Origin of the sequence: Chryseobacterium taklimakanense, assembly GCF_900187185.1 — a bacterium.
GTDB lineage: Bacteria > Bacteroidota > Bacteroidia > Flavobacteriales > Weeksellaceae > Planobacterium > Planobacterium taklimakanense.
This window is the reverse complement of the sequence record NZ_LT906465.1, coordinates 1179862-1194734: the sequence shown is the minus strand read 5'-3', so window position 1 is coordinate 1194734 and position 14873 is coordinate 1179862. Positions and strand designations below refer to the sequence as shown.

Annotated in this window: 15 protein-coding genes and 1 other RNA gene; 4 read left to right on the top strand and 12 right to left on the bottom strand. The window is 42.0% G+C overall.

What is annotated here, in order from left to right; all coding sequences use genetic code 11:
* Window positions 1-166 precede the first annotated feature (166 nt).
* Both CKV81_RS05665 and CKV81_RS05660 read right to left on the bottom strand, forming a co-directional pair.
* The gene (locus CKV81_RS05665) at window positions 167-754 is read right to left on the bottom strand and encodes a DUF3109 family protein (protein ID WP_095071310.1); all 588 of its coding nucleotides are present in this window, start codon (window positions 752-754) and stop codon (window positions 167-169) included.
* 10 nt (window positions 755-764) lie between these two features.
* Window positions 765-1670 (bottom strand): DUF6427 family protein, encoded by a 906-nt coding sequence (locus tag CKV81_RS05660; RefSeq protein WP_095071307.1) that lies wholly within the window; start codon window positions 1668-1670, stop codon window positions 765-767.
* Between the two features lie 42 nt (window positions 1671-1712).
* On the opposite strand from CKV81_RS05660, the gene CKV81_RS05655 reads away from it, so the two are divergent.
* Window positions 1713-1943, top strand: coding sequence for a hypothetical protein (locus tag CKV81_RS05655; protein ID WP_095071304.1), 231 nt, complete (start codon window positions 1713-1715; stop codon window positions 1941-1943).
* 72 nt (window positions 1944-2015) lie between these two features.
* On the opposite strand, the gene CKV81_RS05650 is transcribed toward CKV81_RS05655, so the two are convergent.
* From CKV81_RS05650 to lpxK, 4 genes are all read right to left on the bottom strand, one after another.
* Window positions 2016-2453: a universal stress protein gene (locus CKV81_RS05650; protein ID WP_095071301.1), complete on the bottom strand. Its 438-nt coding sequence runs from the start codon at window positions 2451-2453 to the stop codon at window positions 2016-2018.
* Between the two features lie 133 nt (window positions 2454-2586).
* Complete coding sequence (locus CKV81_RS05645; protein WP_095071299.1) at window positions 2587-4059, bottom strand: alpha-amylase; 1473 nt, start codon at window positions 4057-4059, stop codon at window positions 2587-2589.
* A 75-nt stretch (window positions 4060-4134) separates the two neighbouring features.
* Window positions 4135-5214, bottom strand: coding sequence for a DNA polymerase IV (gene dinB / locus CKV81_RS05640; protein WP_095071296.1), 1080 nt, complete (start codon window positions 5212-5214; stop codon window positions 4135-4137).
* A gap of 65 nt (window positions 5215-5279) precedes the next feature.
* On the bottom strand, window positions 5280-6305 hold the full coding sequence (lpxK, locus tag CKV81_RS05635) for a tetraacyldisaccharide 4'-kinase (protein ID WP_095071293.1): 1026 nt from the start codon (window positions 6303-6305) through the stop codon (window positions 5280-5282).
* 233 nt (window positions 6306-6538) lie between these two features.
* On the opposite strand from lpxK, the gene CKV81_RS05630 reads away from it, so the two are divergent.
* Entirely contained in the window at window positions 6539-7321 is a 783-nt protein-coding gene (locus tag CKV81_RS05630) for an XRE family transcriptional regulator (protein WP_095071290.1), read from the top strand.
* A 38-nt stretch (window positions 7322-7359) separates the two neighbouring features.
* Here CKV81_RS05630 and ssrA read toward each other — a convergent pair.
* Window positions 7360-7760: a transfer-messenger RNA gene (gene ssrA / locus CKV81_RS05625) on the bottom strand.
* A gap of 333 nt (window positions 7761-8093) precedes the next feature.
* Between ssrA and CKV81_RS05620 the strand changes: the two genes are divergently transcribed.
* Window positions 8094-8858, top strand: coding sequence for a carboxypeptidase-like regulatory domain-containing protein (locus CKV81_RS05620; protein WP_095071287.1), 765 nt, complete (start codon window positions 8094-8096; stop codon window positions 8856-8858).
* A gap of 2 nt (window positions 8859-8860) precedes the next feature.
* Window positions 8861-9688: a peptidase associated/transthyretin-like domain-containing protein gene (locus CKV81_RS05615; RefSeq protein WP_095071284.1), complete on the top strand. Its 828-nt coding sequence runs from the start codon at window positions 8861-8863 to the stop codon at window positions 9686-9688.
* Here CKV81_RS05615 and CKV81_RS05610 read toward each other — a convergent pair.
* The 5 genes from CKV81_RS05610 to CKV81_RS05590 form a co-directional block, all read right to left on the bottom strand.
* Window positions 9685-10203, bottom strand: coding sequence for a GNAT family N-acetyltransferase (locus tag CKV81_RS05610; protein ID WP_095074291.1), 519 nt, complete (start codon window positions 10201-10203; stop codon window positions 9685-9687). The two genes, CKV81_RS05615 and CKV81_RS05610, sit on opposite strands and share 4 nt — an antisense overlap.
* Window positions 10204-10270: 67 nt before the next feature.
* Complete coding sequence (locus CKV81_RS05605; RefSeq protein ID WP_095071281.1) at window positions 10271-10507, bottom strand: PspC family transcriptional regulator; 237 nt, start codon at window positions 10505-10507, stop codon at window positions 10271-10273.
* Between the two features lie 59 nt (window positions 10508-10566).
* The gene (locus CKV81_RS05600; protein WP_095071278.1) at window positions 10567-11829 is read right to left on the bottom strand and encodes a DUF2851 family protein; all 1263 of its coding nucleotides are present in this window, start codon (window positions 11827-11829) and stop codon (window positions 10567-10569) included.
* A 103-nt stretch (window positions 11830-11932) separates the two neighbouring features.
* Window positions 11933-13069 (bottom strand): N-acetyl-alpha-D-glucosaminyl L-malate synthase BshA, encoded by a 1137-nt coding sequence (gene bshA, locus CKV81_RS05595; RefSeq protein WP_095071275.1) that lies wholly within the window; start codon window positions 13067-13069, stop codon window positions 11933-11935.
* A 98-nt stretch (window positions 13070-13167) separates the two neighbouring features.
* A complete protein-coding gene (locus CKV81_RS05590) occupies window positions 13168-14868 on the bottom strand; it encodes a glycoside hydrolase family 3 protein (RefSeq protein ID WP_095071272.1) in 1701 nt (566 codons plus the stop codon).
* Window positions 14869-14873: the final 5 nt, after the last annotated feature.

The following is a 14873-nucleotide window of genomic DNA, read 5'->3' as shown; positions in this document are numbered from 1 at the left end:
CAGATATGTTTCGGGCGGCACGCTTGGCGTGCCGCCCTTTTTTCTGTCGAAAAAACTGATGGAAAAAGTGGACTTATATTAAAACGGTTACACGAAAGGGAGGATCAAAAACATAGAAATTCAAAGCGGGAAACATTTGCCCATATATTGGGTATCTCTCTAATCTTTATCGGCTGCCGAATTCTTTTTTCCACTCATCAGCCGCATCCGACAAAATACTGTAGAATTCTTCACCATATTTCCTGATGATCGGGCCTTTCAGAAATTTATAAACCGGAACCTGCAGCTCTTTGCCCAAAACGCAGGCATCATTGCAGATTGGCCATTCGTGGTAATTTAATGCTGTAAAAGTGGAATATTCACTCACACGAATGGGGTAAAGATGGCAGGAAATCGGCTTTTGCCAGTCCACCGCGCCGTCTTCATAAGCTTTTTCGATACCGCATTTGGTAATGCCTTTTTCATCAAAAATAACATACGCGCATTCTTCACCATTAACCATCGGCGTCACAAAATCGCCGTCCATCGGGTCTACCGTCCAGGTTCCCTGTTCCTCCAGAGCTTTAACGCCTTCCGGACGCAAGTAGGGTTTTACCTTATCAAAAATTTCTTCAAGGATCCTGGTTTCTTCACGATCCAAAGGTGCGCCCACATCACCTTCTACACAGCAGGCGCCTTTGCATTTGGTAAGGTTGCACACGAATTCTTCGGAAAAAATATCCTCAGAAATTAATTTATCTCCTATTTGAACCATTTTTTCTTTTTTATAAAATTTGAAAATAACTGCCCGCTCTATACACCAGCAGACAAATAATGATGATCCACAAGCCGGCTTCCTTCATCCAGTACTTCGGGAAATATCTCAGCATACGGCTCAGAATGATGCTCGCCGGAAATGCCAGCAGCAAAAGGTATTCGTAACTTTTTCCCATATACAGAATAATAGTTACCAGCTGAGCCAGAGTGAAAATCAGTATAAACGTATATTTGAACCTGCTGATGGGGCTTTTGGCATTGAAATGATTAAAATGGTCTATCACCGCATAAACCATCAGTCCAAAAACTGGAAACAGGAAATAAACCGGATAGAAATCAGTCATCGGTCTGCCAATTTTTACAGGAAGATATCGGTCATCAAACGTGGTGAACCCAATGAAATACATCAGGCAGAAATACGCGCCCAGCATGAGAACCATTCCTAAAAACAGTCTGAATATGTTTAACGGAATTTGCTGCGAAGTGGCTATAATGTGCAGTATTACGAAAATAAGCATCGGCCAGGTTGTGGGCAGGAAAATGAAATTTACCACCAGTATAGCGCCCACCAAAACGTAAGACCGCTTACGGAAATGCTCCTCGGTACTTGTTAAGATCAAAAGAAGAAATGAGTTGGTAAGCAGCGAAACTGCAATACCTATATCCAGATCCCCGGGGTAAAGTGCAAATATAAAAACCGTGTAAAGGAACAGCGGTAAGTGGGTTTGGTAAGTCAGATTGATCTGGTTGAAAACAAAATAGGCCAGTGCGACACCACAAAAGGTGATTACTGCAGAGATGCCGTTCAAGTAGCTGAAATCAAGGACATTAAATGCAATTACAACAAAAAGAAGAAAAATAATGTAGACCGGTATGGAAAAAATATTGCTTTCTTTTGAAAGTAATTTGAACATTTTTTATAAATTTGTGCAAAGTTAATTTAAAAAAGGAAAATAATGACATCTTTCTGGTTATTCTTAAGCGGTCTGTTCAAGTGGTCATTCGGGTTTTATGATGCGTTAGGTTACGTTTTGAACTGGATCTTATTTTTGGTTGCAACCGCACTGTTCGTCTACTGGTGCTGGGAACTTGTAGTTCCGTTGGGCAACAATAAGGATAAGGACTACACACCGCCATCCCCGGAAGCAAAACCTTATTATGATCCTGAAATTATGAAAAAAGGTTAATTAATTGATAGTTAAAAAAATACCGTTCTGTAAGCACAGAGCGGTATTTTTTATTTTCGTGGTTTTAAAAAATTAGATGTGGCACGGAATTACCAAAACCGGAATGCCTGAACTTTTAGTAAGGTCCTTCGTCAGGCTGCCGACAAACACGTCATAAATGCCGCTGCGGCCGTGGGAACCCATGACGATATAATCCGCGTTTTTTTCCGCCGCATATTCCAGGATGATTTCCTTTGCCGCTCCCTGTTTCAGCAGGTGTTCACAGTCTACGCCCTGCGCAATGATGCGCTGTTGCAGCGCATTAAGTTGCAGAAGCTCTTCTTTAATTTCATTTTGCTCCACCTCCGGAAAATATTGAAAACCCATATCTCCGACAGCAAAACCAATATCTGAAGGTGCTACATGAATCATGAAAATTTTACCGTTGGTTGCCCTGGCAAATTTTACCGCTCCGTCTAAAAGTTTTTCTGTAGAATCCGAAAAATCTACAGGTAATACAATATGTGTCATAGCTTTTGATTTTGTTTCCTAAAGTTACTATTATTTACTGATGTTCCCAAAATTTAATTTCTAAATTAAATCAGTTATCAATGGGTTCGTAAGCCAAAAATTTTATTTCAATAAATAATTTAAAGCTTCCGGATTACTCCGGAACCCAAACCGAAACGTTTCCCGCAGGACAGGTAAAATTTCCCCAGCCGTTCTCATCGATTTCGATTTTGTGGTCGAAACGCCCAAGCAAATCGTAGAAAGAATGTCCGGCATAAGCTGCTCCCACTTCCATCGGTTTTTCGTACTGGTCCTGGTTGCTCATCACTACCGCGCAACCTTTGTTGAAACCGTCGCCCTCGCGAGTCCAGCCAACACAGTGGGCATCTTCAAAATAGTCGCGTTGCAAACCGTAAGCGTTTTCTTTTCTTGCTTTTAAGAGGGCTTCAATACCATCGACTTTAGGCATAAAAACTTCGTAATCATTACCGTCTTTGCCTTTGTCCGAATAACCGGTTCCGTACAGATCAGGCGAAAATACACAGGGGTAACCGTCTTCTCTCAAAAGTATAAGTGCGTAAGCTAAGGGTTTAAACCAGGGTTCTACCGGTGCTTCAAGCTGCTGCAGTGGTTGCGTGTCATGGTTTGCAACTACGGTAACTGCCAGATCTGGGCGCGAAGCCACCAGAGTTTGGTCAAATATTCTTCTCAGATCATATTCGCCGCCAGCTTTTGAAGCGATGTGAAAGTTACGTTGCAGGGAGGCATCAAAAAGGCTCATGCAGCCTTCTGTAGCATCGATATAATCCAGCATAAGGGGTAAAAGCCCCGGCGCCCAGTATTCGCCCACGGCAAAAATATTCTTTCCGGTATTAGACCGCAGATTGTGGAGCCATTCTTTGTAAAAATCCGGCGATTGATGCTTAACCGCATCCAGACGAACGCCGTCGAAAAAAATCTGGTCGTGGTACCATATCGCCCATTTGCTGAGCTCTTCGCGCACAAAGGGATTGCGGTGGTCGATGTCATTATACATCAGGTAATCATAATTTCCTTTTTCATTGCCAATTACTTCTTCCCAGCCGTCACCGTGGTCGTGGATGATCTGGAATATTCCATTTTCGTGTCCTTCCGCATAGTCCACTCCTGAAAAACAGGTAAAATCCCATTCAAAATCAGAATATTTTCCGGCTCTTCCCGGAAAGGTGAATTTAGTGTAACTTTCAATCTCAAAAGGTTCTGAAATGTTTTTCTGGCGGTCGTGCTCATCCACCTTTACAGCGTGGAAGCGCTCTTTTTCGTCTCCGCCGGCTTTATGGTTCAGTACAATGTCTGCAATAATCGAAATTCCTTTGCTTTGCAGGGTTTTGCAGGTATCCAGATACTGTTCTTTAGTTCCGTATTTAGTAGCAACCGTTCCTTTTTGGTCAAATTCCCCTAAATCATACAGGTCATATGGATCGTAACCCACGGAGTAACCGCCGCCGCTACTTTTGTATGCCGGCGGAAGCCAAATGGAGGTAATTCCGAGTTCCTGTAACCAGTCTGATGATTCTTTGATGTGATTATAAAAAGTTCCGTTACCTTCCGTGTACCAGTGGAAGCCCTGAAGCATCGTAGCGTTCATTGAAAATGAATTTTTGGCAAAAATACGGCGTTGGAGGTCAAAACTCTTACAAGATTGTAAGATTGTTTTACATTGCTACTCAAAATCCGGGAAAGGCAACTTCAGCTGAACTGAAATTTGCTTCTTTTCCTGGGTATTGAGATTGGAAAGTGAAAGACCCAACAGGCGCACCGGTTTGTCGTACGGCCGCAGTTGCCATAAATTCTGGGCTGTTTCAAAAAGATTTTCTGAATCACCATAATAAACGTCCTGAGTTTTGCTGCGGGTATAAACCGAGAAATCCTTGTATTTTATTTTTAAAGTGAGCGTTTTTCCTTTGATATCTTTTCTGCCGAGGCGTTCCTCCAGGTCTTTGCTGATGATTTTTAACTGTTTGAATACGGCCTGTTCATCCAAAAGGTTTTCAAAATAAGTTTCTTCCACCCCGACGCTTTTCTGAATTCTGTGCGGTTTCACCTCACTTTTATGATGGCCGCGAACAACGTTGTAATAATAATTTCCCGATTTCCCAAAAAACCTGATCAGTTCCTCAAGTGATCTTTCCTTTAGATCCTTGCCTGAAAAAATATGCATTTCGTGCATCTTGTTGGCCGTCACTTTTCCGATCCCATAGAATTTTTCAATCGGAAGTTTCTCCATAAAATCAATGATCTGCGAAGGATGAATGGTTTTTTGGCCGTTGGGTTTATTGTAGTCGGACGCTACTTTTGCCAGGAATTTATTGACCGAAATGCCGGCAGAGGCAGTAAGTCCGGTTTTATCGAATATTTTCTGCCTGATCTCGCGGGCGATTTCGTTGGCAGATTCCATATCTTTTTTATTTTCAGTCACGTCCAGATATGCTTCATCCAGCGAAAGCGGCTCTACCAGATCTGTATATTCATAAAAAATCTCCCTGATCTGCTGGGAAATTTCCTTATACCGCTGAAAACGGGGTTTTACGACGATGAGGTGCGGACAGAGTTCAAGCGCTTTTCTTCCCGGCATTGCGGACCTGATTCCGAATTTTCTGGCTTCATAACTTGCTGCGGCAACCACGCCGTACTGTCCGCCGCCCACAGCAATTGCTTTTCCGCGGAGTTGCGGATTGTCGTGCTGCTCTACCGACGCATAGAACGCGTCCATATCGACATGTATGATTTTGCGGTGAGACATTTCCGCAAAATTAAAAATAAAAATCAGCCTGGTTGAAAGGAAAAACGCACCTGAGGGATGCGTTTTTAATTTTTTCTGATGTAATCCAGAATGGTCTGGTTAAACTCTTCCCTGTTCTCGATATTTACGTTGATGGGCCAATAGTAAATAAGCTGTCTTAAATAATCAAAAGTCTTCAGCCGTACATAATCTTTTTCGGTGGTGAGGATGATTTTATATTCCCCCAGTTTTTTGTATTCCGCGATGATATTTTTAATATCCTGATCGCTGAAATTATGATGGTCTTTAAATTTAAGGTGCTTCACCCGCTGCGAAAATTTCGACAGATGATTCAGCAGAGGTTGCGGATTTGCAATTCCGGTAATGAGCAGTATGTCGTAATATGCTAAATTGTTGTCCGGCAGCTTTTTATCAATGCTGTAAACATGCTCGTCATAGGAAATTGAAGAGAAAAATACCTTCTGATAATGCTGCGGACGAATCCTTGAGATGTAATACTGTTTTTTCTCCGCAGTCAAATCATCCGGGCATTTGGATACCATGATGATATTGGCTCTTCTGGCGCCGCTTCTGCTTTCCCTTAAATTTCCTGCCGGCAGTATAAAATCTTTAAAGTAGGGATCGTTATAGTCGGTCATCAGTATATTGAAGCCCGGCCTTATGGCGCGGTGCTGCATGGCATCATCCAACACAAGCACATCCAGGTCCATATCTTCAATAACCTTTTTTGCACCTGGAACCCGCTGTTCGCTCACGGCGATTACAAAACGGTTTTTAAACCTCTCGAAAAGCTGCATCGCCTCATCGCCCACAGTTTTATAGTTGCTGTCATAATTGGTAATGCCGTAGCCTTTGGTAACCCTGCCGTAACCGCGGGAGAGAACGCCGGTTCTGTAATATTTCGAGAGAAACTCTGCCAGGTACATCACCATCGGCGATTTTCCGCTGCCGCCCACAGACAGGTTTCCCACGTTGATTACAGGAGTTTTGAATTTTGTTGATTTAAAGATCCCCAGATTATACAAGGCATTGCGGGTCGCAGTTGCCAAATTATAAACCAGAGAAAAAGGGTAGAGATACCATCTTTTCACACAAAAAATATTAAGATTATTTTTTTTGAAAAAGCGCTTTGCCTTTTCCCAAAACTTTCTGCAAAATTAAGGTTTTACATTAGAATTTGTAAGCTATCCCCCGCGTGATTTTTCCACAATGGTTTTGATTTGCATTTTATTTTAAAACTGATTTACAAGCCAAAACAAATCGGTTATTTTTTTATAATTAATTATATCATTTTTTTTTAAATTTGTAGTTATAAAATATATCAATGTCAGTTTTTTCAGAAAATATAAAACATTTGCGCGCTCAGCTGCAGGTTTCACAGCAATCGGTCGCTGACAGCCTGAAAATCAGCAGAGGCCGCTACGCAAAATATGAAGACGGTTCCAATGAGCCACCGATCGATATTTTAATCAAGATGTCCAAATTCCACAGGATCAGTGTCGACCTTCTGCTTACGGTGAATATCCGTAAATATCCGCTGGACGAGATTCTTGCTCTGCCGGATAACAGGATCGTTTTGCCGGTTTCAGTAGATTCAAAAGGTGAAAATAAAATAGAAATTGTACCCCATAAAGCATCCATGGGCTACCTGAACGGCTATTCGGATCCGGAATATATCGAAGGTCTGCAGTCGCTGTCCTTACCATTTTTACGTAACGGGAAATACCGCGCGTTTCCTGTAACCGGTGACTCGATGCCGCCTTTCAATGACGGAACCTTCATCGTCGGAAAATATGTTGAATCATTCAGCGATCTAAAAAATGGAACGCCGTACATATTTATAACCCAAAACGAAGGAATTACTTATAAAAGATTTCAAGGCGCTTCCGAAAAGTCCGTTAAGGTGAGCCCCGACAATGAATTTTATGAGCCCTACGAAATCAGTAAATCGCAGATCCTCGAGATGTGGGAATTCAGCTGCAGCATCAATACCAGGGAATTTTCACTTAAAAAGAATGATGATCTGTCGCCTAAAGAAGTTTACATCCTGCTGAAGAAAGAAATCGACCTTTTAAAAACAGAACTGCACGCCAGAAAAGAGCAGTAAAAATAGAAACCCGCTGCAGAAGCGGGTTTTCAGATATTTTGTGGAGCTGGAGAGATTCGAACTCTCGTCCAAACAAGCAATACGCAAGCTTTCTACATGCTTATTTTGCCTTTGGTTTTCGTCCGCAAGCAGAGGACAAACACCCAACTTACGGCTTATCTTCTTTGGTTTTCGTTCCCGGGCCGAAGATTCCCGGAACTTATTTTCGCATTTCCTATGCCTCGTGCTCAAACGCCGCGAAACCGAGCTTTTGCGAGACATCTTGTTTCCCTACTATACTTCGGGAAAAATGTTAATCCTACTAAACTTCAGATTAAGCAGCAAGAGCATACTCTTCGTTGCCAGTTAAAAATTTACAGCAAGGGATTATAGAGATCGCGCTGTGGTTCTCTGCATGCTTACTTACCCATTGGTCTTGCTGTCGAAACCGGTCAGCCCCATTTTTTTGGATAAGGGTGCAAAAGTAAAGAAAAAATCGTTCCAAAATCAGAATTTGCGGTCATTTTTATTTTCAGGAGCTGTTTCCGGCTTTCCGCTACTACTCCTCGCTCGGTCGCTCCACTGCGTTCCGCTCCCTCGCTGTGGGGTAACCGCTACAATCCCGGGCTATTTACGGGCAGGCATTCTAACATTATTTTAACTAAAAAGAAAATCGTAAATTCCCAAAAATTCTTAAAACGCGTTAATCTGTTTTAAACTTTCACATCCATAAGGGATGCATCGTGTAAACAGTTCATAAACAGTTATAATTTTGCCTCTATAATCAGGTCTTTTGAAAAGAATTTTACTTTTAACCCTATTTTTCTCCTGCGTCGTCATTTTTGCTCAAAACATTCCGGGCAAAGTCGTTACAGACGGTGAAGTACCGCTTTCCTCCGTGCTCATCATCAATATGCGTACCGGCCAGAAAACCTATACCGACGGCGAGGGAAATTTCTCCATCGAAGCGCTGCCAAAGGACGAATTAAGGTTTGTGAAAGCCGGTTACGAGCGCAGCGCGGTCACCATATCTTCAGCAGAAAGCCGTGTCTATGCCCATTTAAGACAAGCCTATCACAATATTGAAGAAGTGAAGCTCAATGCAGTGAAACTTTCAGGAGATCTGAACAGGGATTCCAAACTTCTGGCAAGAGAAGACAAAACCGCCCAGCTGAAAAAAAATATCGGCCTGCCGGCTTCTCCGGAAAAACCGCGGGAAAAACCGGCCGAACTGGTGGACGATGTTTTGAAACCGCTGGCTTTTGGGGTTCTGAATATTCAGGGCGTTTACGATATCATCAGCGGGGATGCCCGCCGCAAAAAACATCTTTACGAACTCGAAGACCAGCAGTCTGATGTGTACTGGATCCGTAAGCGTGTTTCCGATGATTATTTCACCAATGCCGGTGTGCCCCAGAGACGAATTCCGGAATTTATAGAATTTTCCTTCACGGAGAATCCCAAAATCCGGCAGTTGGTAAAGGTGAGGAACCTGTCCGGCGTCCTTGTGGAGATGGAAGAATCTTTTCCTGTCTATATTTTAAGATTAAAACAGTAACTATGAATAAATTTTTACTTTTTATTTTCATTTTAGCCTTTGGTTTTGTGGGCGCCCAGCAATATGTCATAGGTCATGTGACGACCGACGCCGGGACAAAAGTTCCCGGTGTGCTCGTATTCAATGTGCATACCGAAGAAACGGCAAGAACCGACAGCGATGGCAATTTCATAATCAGAGCAAGATCTTCCGACGAACTGAGGTTTATAAAAAACAATTTCGAGCGGGTTTCAGTAAAAGTGCAGCCTGATCATTTTACAAGACCATTGAATATTGCCATACAGTTGCGCGCACAGCTTATCGAAGAGGTTGAAATCGCTTTCAAGCCAACCGGAAACCTGCGAAAGGATGTCCGCGCGCTCGACCGCCCGAAAAAAGTGGAAGAACTGAATAACAACCTTGCAAAATGGGTGCAGTCGGGGCCTGCCATGGCTTATCCTTCCAACAAAATGCCTTCGTCTTTGGTCCTGGGCCCAGATATGAAATCGGGTCAGCTGTCCCTCTTCTCCTCTGGTGGCGGCGGTTTGCTCGGAGCCGCTATAAAGTCAATTTCCAAAGCGGTCCAACCTGCCAAAACCACTGCAGACTATGCAGAAACTCAGGCTTTTTACAAGCGCGTAAAAGAGAATATCGACTTGGGCTATTTTTATAAGCACGGTATAGACGAATATCAGTTTGAAATGCTGCTCGCCTTTGTTGACGGGAAATACCAGCTTGCTAAAAATTTCCGCAGCAATTTCAATAAAACTGCAATTGAATTTTACCTGAAAAAAGAACTGAAAGATTTCATGAACAGGAATAAAATGAAATCGGTGGAGGAGCCGGCTTAAGAAAGGCAGTAAACGACATCGTTAATTTCTTCACGCAAATGCCCCAGTTTTTCAGGTGTATAATTGGCTAAAAGCCACAGTGGTACGGGTTTCTTGTCCTGTGAGTAAGGCGGCTGCAGATAATCCTCATCCACAATCTGGAAACCGTTTCTTTTGTAGAAATCAATCCTTCGGCGGGCATCGTCATCCAAATCAGAAGGTTCTGCTTCAAGGATAATTTTGGAGTAATCGCGAAACAGTTTTTGGATGACTTCGCTCCCGAATTTCTGGCTCCGGAATTCAGAAAATATTTCAAAATGTTCAATGAATACAAATTCGGTGAGCTCCCATGCGATGAGGTAGCCAATGTATTTCAGGTCATTCAGCACAGAAAAAACTTTCACTTTTTCATTATTGAAAAGTTGGCTGAATTGTTCCCGGTTTCTCCTTTCGTCTTCGGGGAAAGAGTTTATGTATGAACTGTAAATTTCTTTAGTCCGAAAATCGTCCGGCGAAGTAATCTGAATGAATTCCATTTCACAAAGTAATTTAAAGGGCAAAAAAGAATTTACTGTTAAAGGAAAATTTTTTACAGAATGAATTTTAAAGATCAAAAACACTTGGCCTTCTGGTTATGAAAATATCCTTTACCCAAAGCGAAAATGCCAGAATAAGATAAATCAAAAAGAAAAACCCAACCGTCGCAAAAGTGGAGTAGATGAAGAACACCCGAAGTTTTGACACCGGAATTCCCAGTTTTGCGCCCATTCTTGTGAGCGTGCCAAACCATTCACGTTCTACGTTGTGGCGGATATTGGTGATGAATTTAGGTTCAGTCATTTTTGTTTCAGGTTTGAAGCTTCAAGGTTATAAGTTTGATACTCAAAAAGTTTTTAAGATCAAACCGTCATGGTCTTGAAAAATATACCGCAATTTAGACAATTTTTTGGTTCGCAGAAATTTTTGTAATGGTAAATAAATGCCTGCGATTCCAGGCTTTTTTCAATTTGAACACCGAGATTTTTCCAGCCTTTTATGATGCGGTTTTCTTCGGCGGTGATTTCCCGGTAAAAGTCCAGGATCTCGTCTGCTGTTTCTTCAGTATGATATTTGTGATAGGTGTATTTTATTGGTAACACGGCATTGATGATCAGGATTTCAACGAAGTTTTTCGTTAAAAATTTCTCATGGTTCACTTCAGAAATTTTTCCAAAATTAAAGTGGTTGTCCCAGTATCCGGAGGCCTTCACACGATGAAAAATTTCCAGCAGTTCTGCGATGGTTTTAGCATGAATAATTTTTGAGAAAAGGTTGGGCTGTTTGTGGTAAAGATTCGCCAGTTGCGAAAGCCGTACGGTCGGGAAATTTGGTGGCCGCAATCTTAAAAATTTTGGATTGAATTTCACATTCGGAAGTTGAAATTTCGTTTTCAGGAAATCAAATTCGCGTTTCCAGATTTTCATTTGGCAGTCTTCGGCATTTTCGAGCCAGTTCGCAGTTCCGAAAAATAACGCTTCCAGTTGCGTTTCGTTTTGCCTGATTTTATTGACGACGGAAAAATCAATACTTTCCGCGATTTGTTTAAAAATCGCTGCATTCACCTTCAATCCAAAAGCATATGCCAAATAATGAAAAAGAACGGCCTCGTAATTGTTTTTGAATTTTCTCAGGCTGGCTTCTATTTCCAAAGATTTTTCGTCGAGTTTCTGCAGCAGCTTTTCTTCTGCAAACTGGAAGGGGATGTTTTTTGGATTAAAAATTTTTTCGCACGCTATGAATTCGTTCTCATGAAGCAACTGTCCGTATTTCCAAAGCGTTTCCTCTTCGATATATTCTTTTAACTCCAGTGTCGGGATATTTTTGTCTGAAAATTCACCGATCTCGACATCATGCTGGTAAACCGCGTGCAGGATGAGGTTGTCAAAATTTGGGTCTCCGGAATGGTTATGGAAGATCCAGTCTGAAGATTTGGTGTGCAGTTCAATATTTCCCACCAAAACTAAATCCTTCATCTTAATCTTAGCCAGGAGAAAATCAGGCCCCGAATCGCTGTTCCATTTTCCAAAGTCGAGAATTTCTATAGCATTCCCTTCTGTATCTTTAAAATCAAAACTTTTAAAAATCTTGTAATTCCAAAGGTATTGAAGGAGTTTCTCGGTCATATTTTATTTTTCCACGGTAAAACTAATCTGTATAAATCCTGAATCCGTGCGTATTTTTTTAACACCGATAGCACAGATTTTCACAGATATAAATTCTGTGTGTTTAATTCTTAACAAAATTATTTATGGTCTCCGCATACATTTTCTCATAAATGGGGAGGATGTTTACCAGATCGAACTTCATCGCCTGCTCTTTAGCATTTTTCTTCATTTTTGCCAAAAGTTCTTGGTCGCTGAGCAGTTTTATCGTGTAATTGGCCATAGCCTCTACATTGCCCACTTCCGCTAAAAATCCGGTTTCACCCTGAATATTTACCTCAGGAATACCACCGGCATTCGAACTGATCACCGGCGTTCCGGCAGCCATTGCTTCGAGGGCGGCGAGGCCGAAACTTTCCTGTTCAGAAGGCAGAAGAAACACATCTGAAAGTTGTAAAATCCGGTACAGGTCATTCACTTTCCCCAAAAGACGGATTTTATCAATCAGGTCTGGGTTTTCTTCCAAAAAGGTACTGATTTTTTCCATATCCGGACCTTCACCGATGATGATAAGTTTCGATTTGACGTGACTGTTCACCGTTTTGAAAATCGTTAAAACCTCTTCCACACGCTTCACCGGACGTAGGTTGGAAACATGGATCATTATTTTCTCGTCATCGTCGGCAAACTGATTTCTTTGACAGTACTTGATGTCCTCGAAATCAGAATTATCGATGAAATTGGTAATCACCTGGATGTCTTTTTTAATATTGAAAAACTTCAGGGTATCTGCTTTCAGGCTTTCTGAAACCGATGTCACCGTATCGCTCTGATTGATAGAGAATTCTACCGCATGTTTGTAACTGGGGTGTTGGCCAACCAAAGTGATATCCGTCCCGTGAAGGGTGGTTACGAGCGGAATATCTTTACCTTCTTCTTTCAGCATCTGCTTTGCAGTAAACGCCGCATAAGCGTAAGGAATCGCATAATGTGCGTGCAGCAAATCCAGTTTATAGAGGTTCACAACGCGGTAAATCATAGAACTCAGCGCAATATCATACGGCTGATACTGGAACAGCGGATAGGTCTGCAAGTTGACTTTATGAAAAAAGATATTGGGATTGGTAATATCCAGGCGTGCCGGCAAATTGTTGGAAATAAAATGAACTTCATAGCCTTTTTTGGCTAAAGACATCCCCAGTTCGGTGGCCACAATGCCGCTCCCGCCGTAGGTTGGGTAACAGAGTATTCCGATTTTCATTTTTTATTTTTGTTTCTCACAGATTACACAGGTTTCAGTTTTTCAGTTTAGAGTTATGCGGTTGAGAAAGCATACCAGCTGTGAAAATCTGTGCAATATTATTTAGTGGTTTGTTTAGTTGGATTCAAATCCATTCCCATGCCTGCTTTCAGTTTTTCGTTGACGAAAACAGGCAATCTGCCGTGAATTTTTGTTTGTCCGTGCAGCGATTTTGCTGCCGCTGTCATGGCATCGTCATTGTTCTCATAAGCTACCAGGACGGTTGAAATTTTTGAAATATCGACATCTTTTAAAGCGTATGCGGAACCAAAAACATTGAGAATGATATTTTGATTCTTACCTAGATCAGCCAAAACTTTCTTTGAGGCATCAGAAATTTTATAAGGTTTGTAAGCCGTAGAATTATCCTTGTGGAATCCGACAATCACTTTAGAATTCGCCGGAATTGATGAAATCTCATTCGCTCTTTTTACAATTACACTGGTTCTCAAATTCAGCTGATCTGCAAAAGTCTGATAAGGTGCTTCCTCCAGCGGAACGTAATAGTGAGTTTCTTTGCAGTTCAGCGGTAGGAGTTTTTTCTCATCTCTCAGGAGCGTTAATGCATTGGCGTACATTTTCTGAACGGTTTTCGTGTGGCTGTCGTTGTTCAGGTCTCTGTTGATATTTTCTGGATTTTTCGGCACATACTGTGTTAAACCTAAATAATATTTGGTCAAAAGAATCTTCTTTACACTTTCCTCTACGCGGTTTTGTGAAATTTCACCTTTATCAATCGCCTGTTGAATCAGGCGTTTCCCTTCCTTTACACCATCAGAAAAAAGCATAATATCGTTTCCGGCTTTAAACGCCAGTGCATCCAGTTCGCCCGGTTTGTAGCGTTTCGCAACAGCGCCCATATTCAAGGCATCAGTAATAATCAGACCTTTATAACCATATTTTTCTTTCAGCAGTCCGGTAATGATGCTTTTGGAAACCGATGCCGGAACGCCTGGCTGTTTTTCCAGGGCCGGAACATAAAGATGCGCGACCATCACGCCGCCAATTCCTTTATCCGTCAATGCTTTGAAAGGTGCGAGTTCCACTTCATTCAGTCTTTTCAAATCGTGGGAAACTACCGGCAAATCATGGTGTGAATCGGTACTCGTGTCTCCGTGTCCCGGGAAATGCTTTATTGCCGCCAAAACATTGCTGTTTTGAAGCCCCGCAGAATACGCCAGAGCCGATTTCACCACATTATCTACCTCCGAACCAAAGCTTCTGTTCCCAATGATGGGGTTGTTGGGGTTGGTATTCACATCTACAACAGGGGCAAAATCCCAGTTGACGCCCATTCTTTTGGCATCTTCCGCAATTTTTGCAGACATTTCTGTAATCAGACTTTTATCCTGAATGGCGCCTAAAGTCATGGCCCAGGGGAATTTTTTCGCTGCTGCAATTCTCTGGTATAATCCCCATTCTGCATCCATCCCGATCATCATCGGAACTTTAGATTTGCTCTGGAATTCGTTCAGTAAAGCAATATGCCGCGCCGCATCATCCTGCATCAGAATCAGGCCGCCCAGTTTTTCATTCACCACAAGATTCCGCACTTTATTGATTTCCTCTTCGCCGCGGTTTACGTAAAGCGCAACAATGAAAAGTTGCCCCAGTTTTTCGTCCTGGGAAAGAGAACTGTAAGTTTTGCTTACCCATGCCTGTGCTTTTCTTTCATCTTCAGCAGTCAGGTTGTTGGGTTTGTATTGTGCGTAAAGAGCTGATTTTAATCCTATGGATAAAATTAAAACCAGCACTGACATTTTTA

Excerpts from the sequence above, each read along its gene's own strand:
- CKV81_RS05665 (WP_095071310.1), bottom strand. The coding sequence starts at position 754 with ATGGTTCAAATAGGAGATAAATTAATTTCTGAGGATATTTTTTCCGAA.
- bshA (WP_095071275.1), bottom strand. The coding sequence starts at position 13,069 with ATGAAAATCGGAATACTCTGTTACCCAACCTACGGCGGGAGCGGCATT.
- CKV81_RS05615 (WP_095071284.1), top strand. The coding sequence starts at position 8,861 with ATGAATAAATTTTTACTTTTTATTTTCATTTTAGCCTTTGGTTTTGTG.
- CKV81_RS05630 (WP_095071290.1), top strand. The coding sequence starts at position 6,539 with ATGTCAGTTTTTTCAGAAAATATAAAACATTTGCGCGCTCAGCTGCAG.
- CKV81_RS05600 (WP_095071278.1), bottom strand. The coding sequence starts at position 11,829 with ATGACCGAGAAACTCCTTCAATACCTTTGGAATTACAAGATTTTTAAA.
- CKV81_RS05645 (WP_095071299.1), bottom strand. The coding sequence starts at position 4,059 with ATGAACGCTACGATGCTTCAGGGCTTCCACTGGTACACGGAAGGTAAC.
- CKV81_RS05650 (WP_095071301.1), bottom strand. The coding sequence starts at position 2,453 with ATGACACATATTGTATTACCTGTAGATTTTTCGGATTCTACAGAAAAA.
- CKV81_RS05655 (WP_095071304.1), top strand. The coding sequence starts at position 1,713 with ATGACATCTTTCTGGTTATTCTTAAGCGGTCTGTTCAAGTGGTCATTC.
- CKV81_RS05590 (WP_095071272.1), bottom strand. The coding sequence starts at position 14,868 with ATGTCAGTGCTGGTTTTAATTTTATCCATAGGATTAAAATCAGCTCTT.
- dinB (WP_095071296.1), bottom strand. The coding sequence starts at position 5,214 with ATGTCTCACCGCAAAATCATACATGTCGATATGGACGCGTTCTATGCG.
- CKV81_RS05660 (WP_095071307.1), bottom strand. The coding sequence starts at position 1,670 with ATGTTCAAATTACTTTCAAAAGAAAGCAATATTTTTTCCATACCGGTC.
- CKV81_RS05610 (WP_095074291.1), bottom strand. The coding sequence starts at position 10,203 with ATGGAATTCATTCAGATTACTTCGCCGGACGATTTTCGGACTAAAGAA.
- CKV81_RS05605 (WP_095071281.1), bottom strand. The coding sequence starts at position 10,507 with ATGACTGAACCTAAATTCATCACCAATATCCGCCACAACGTAGAACGT.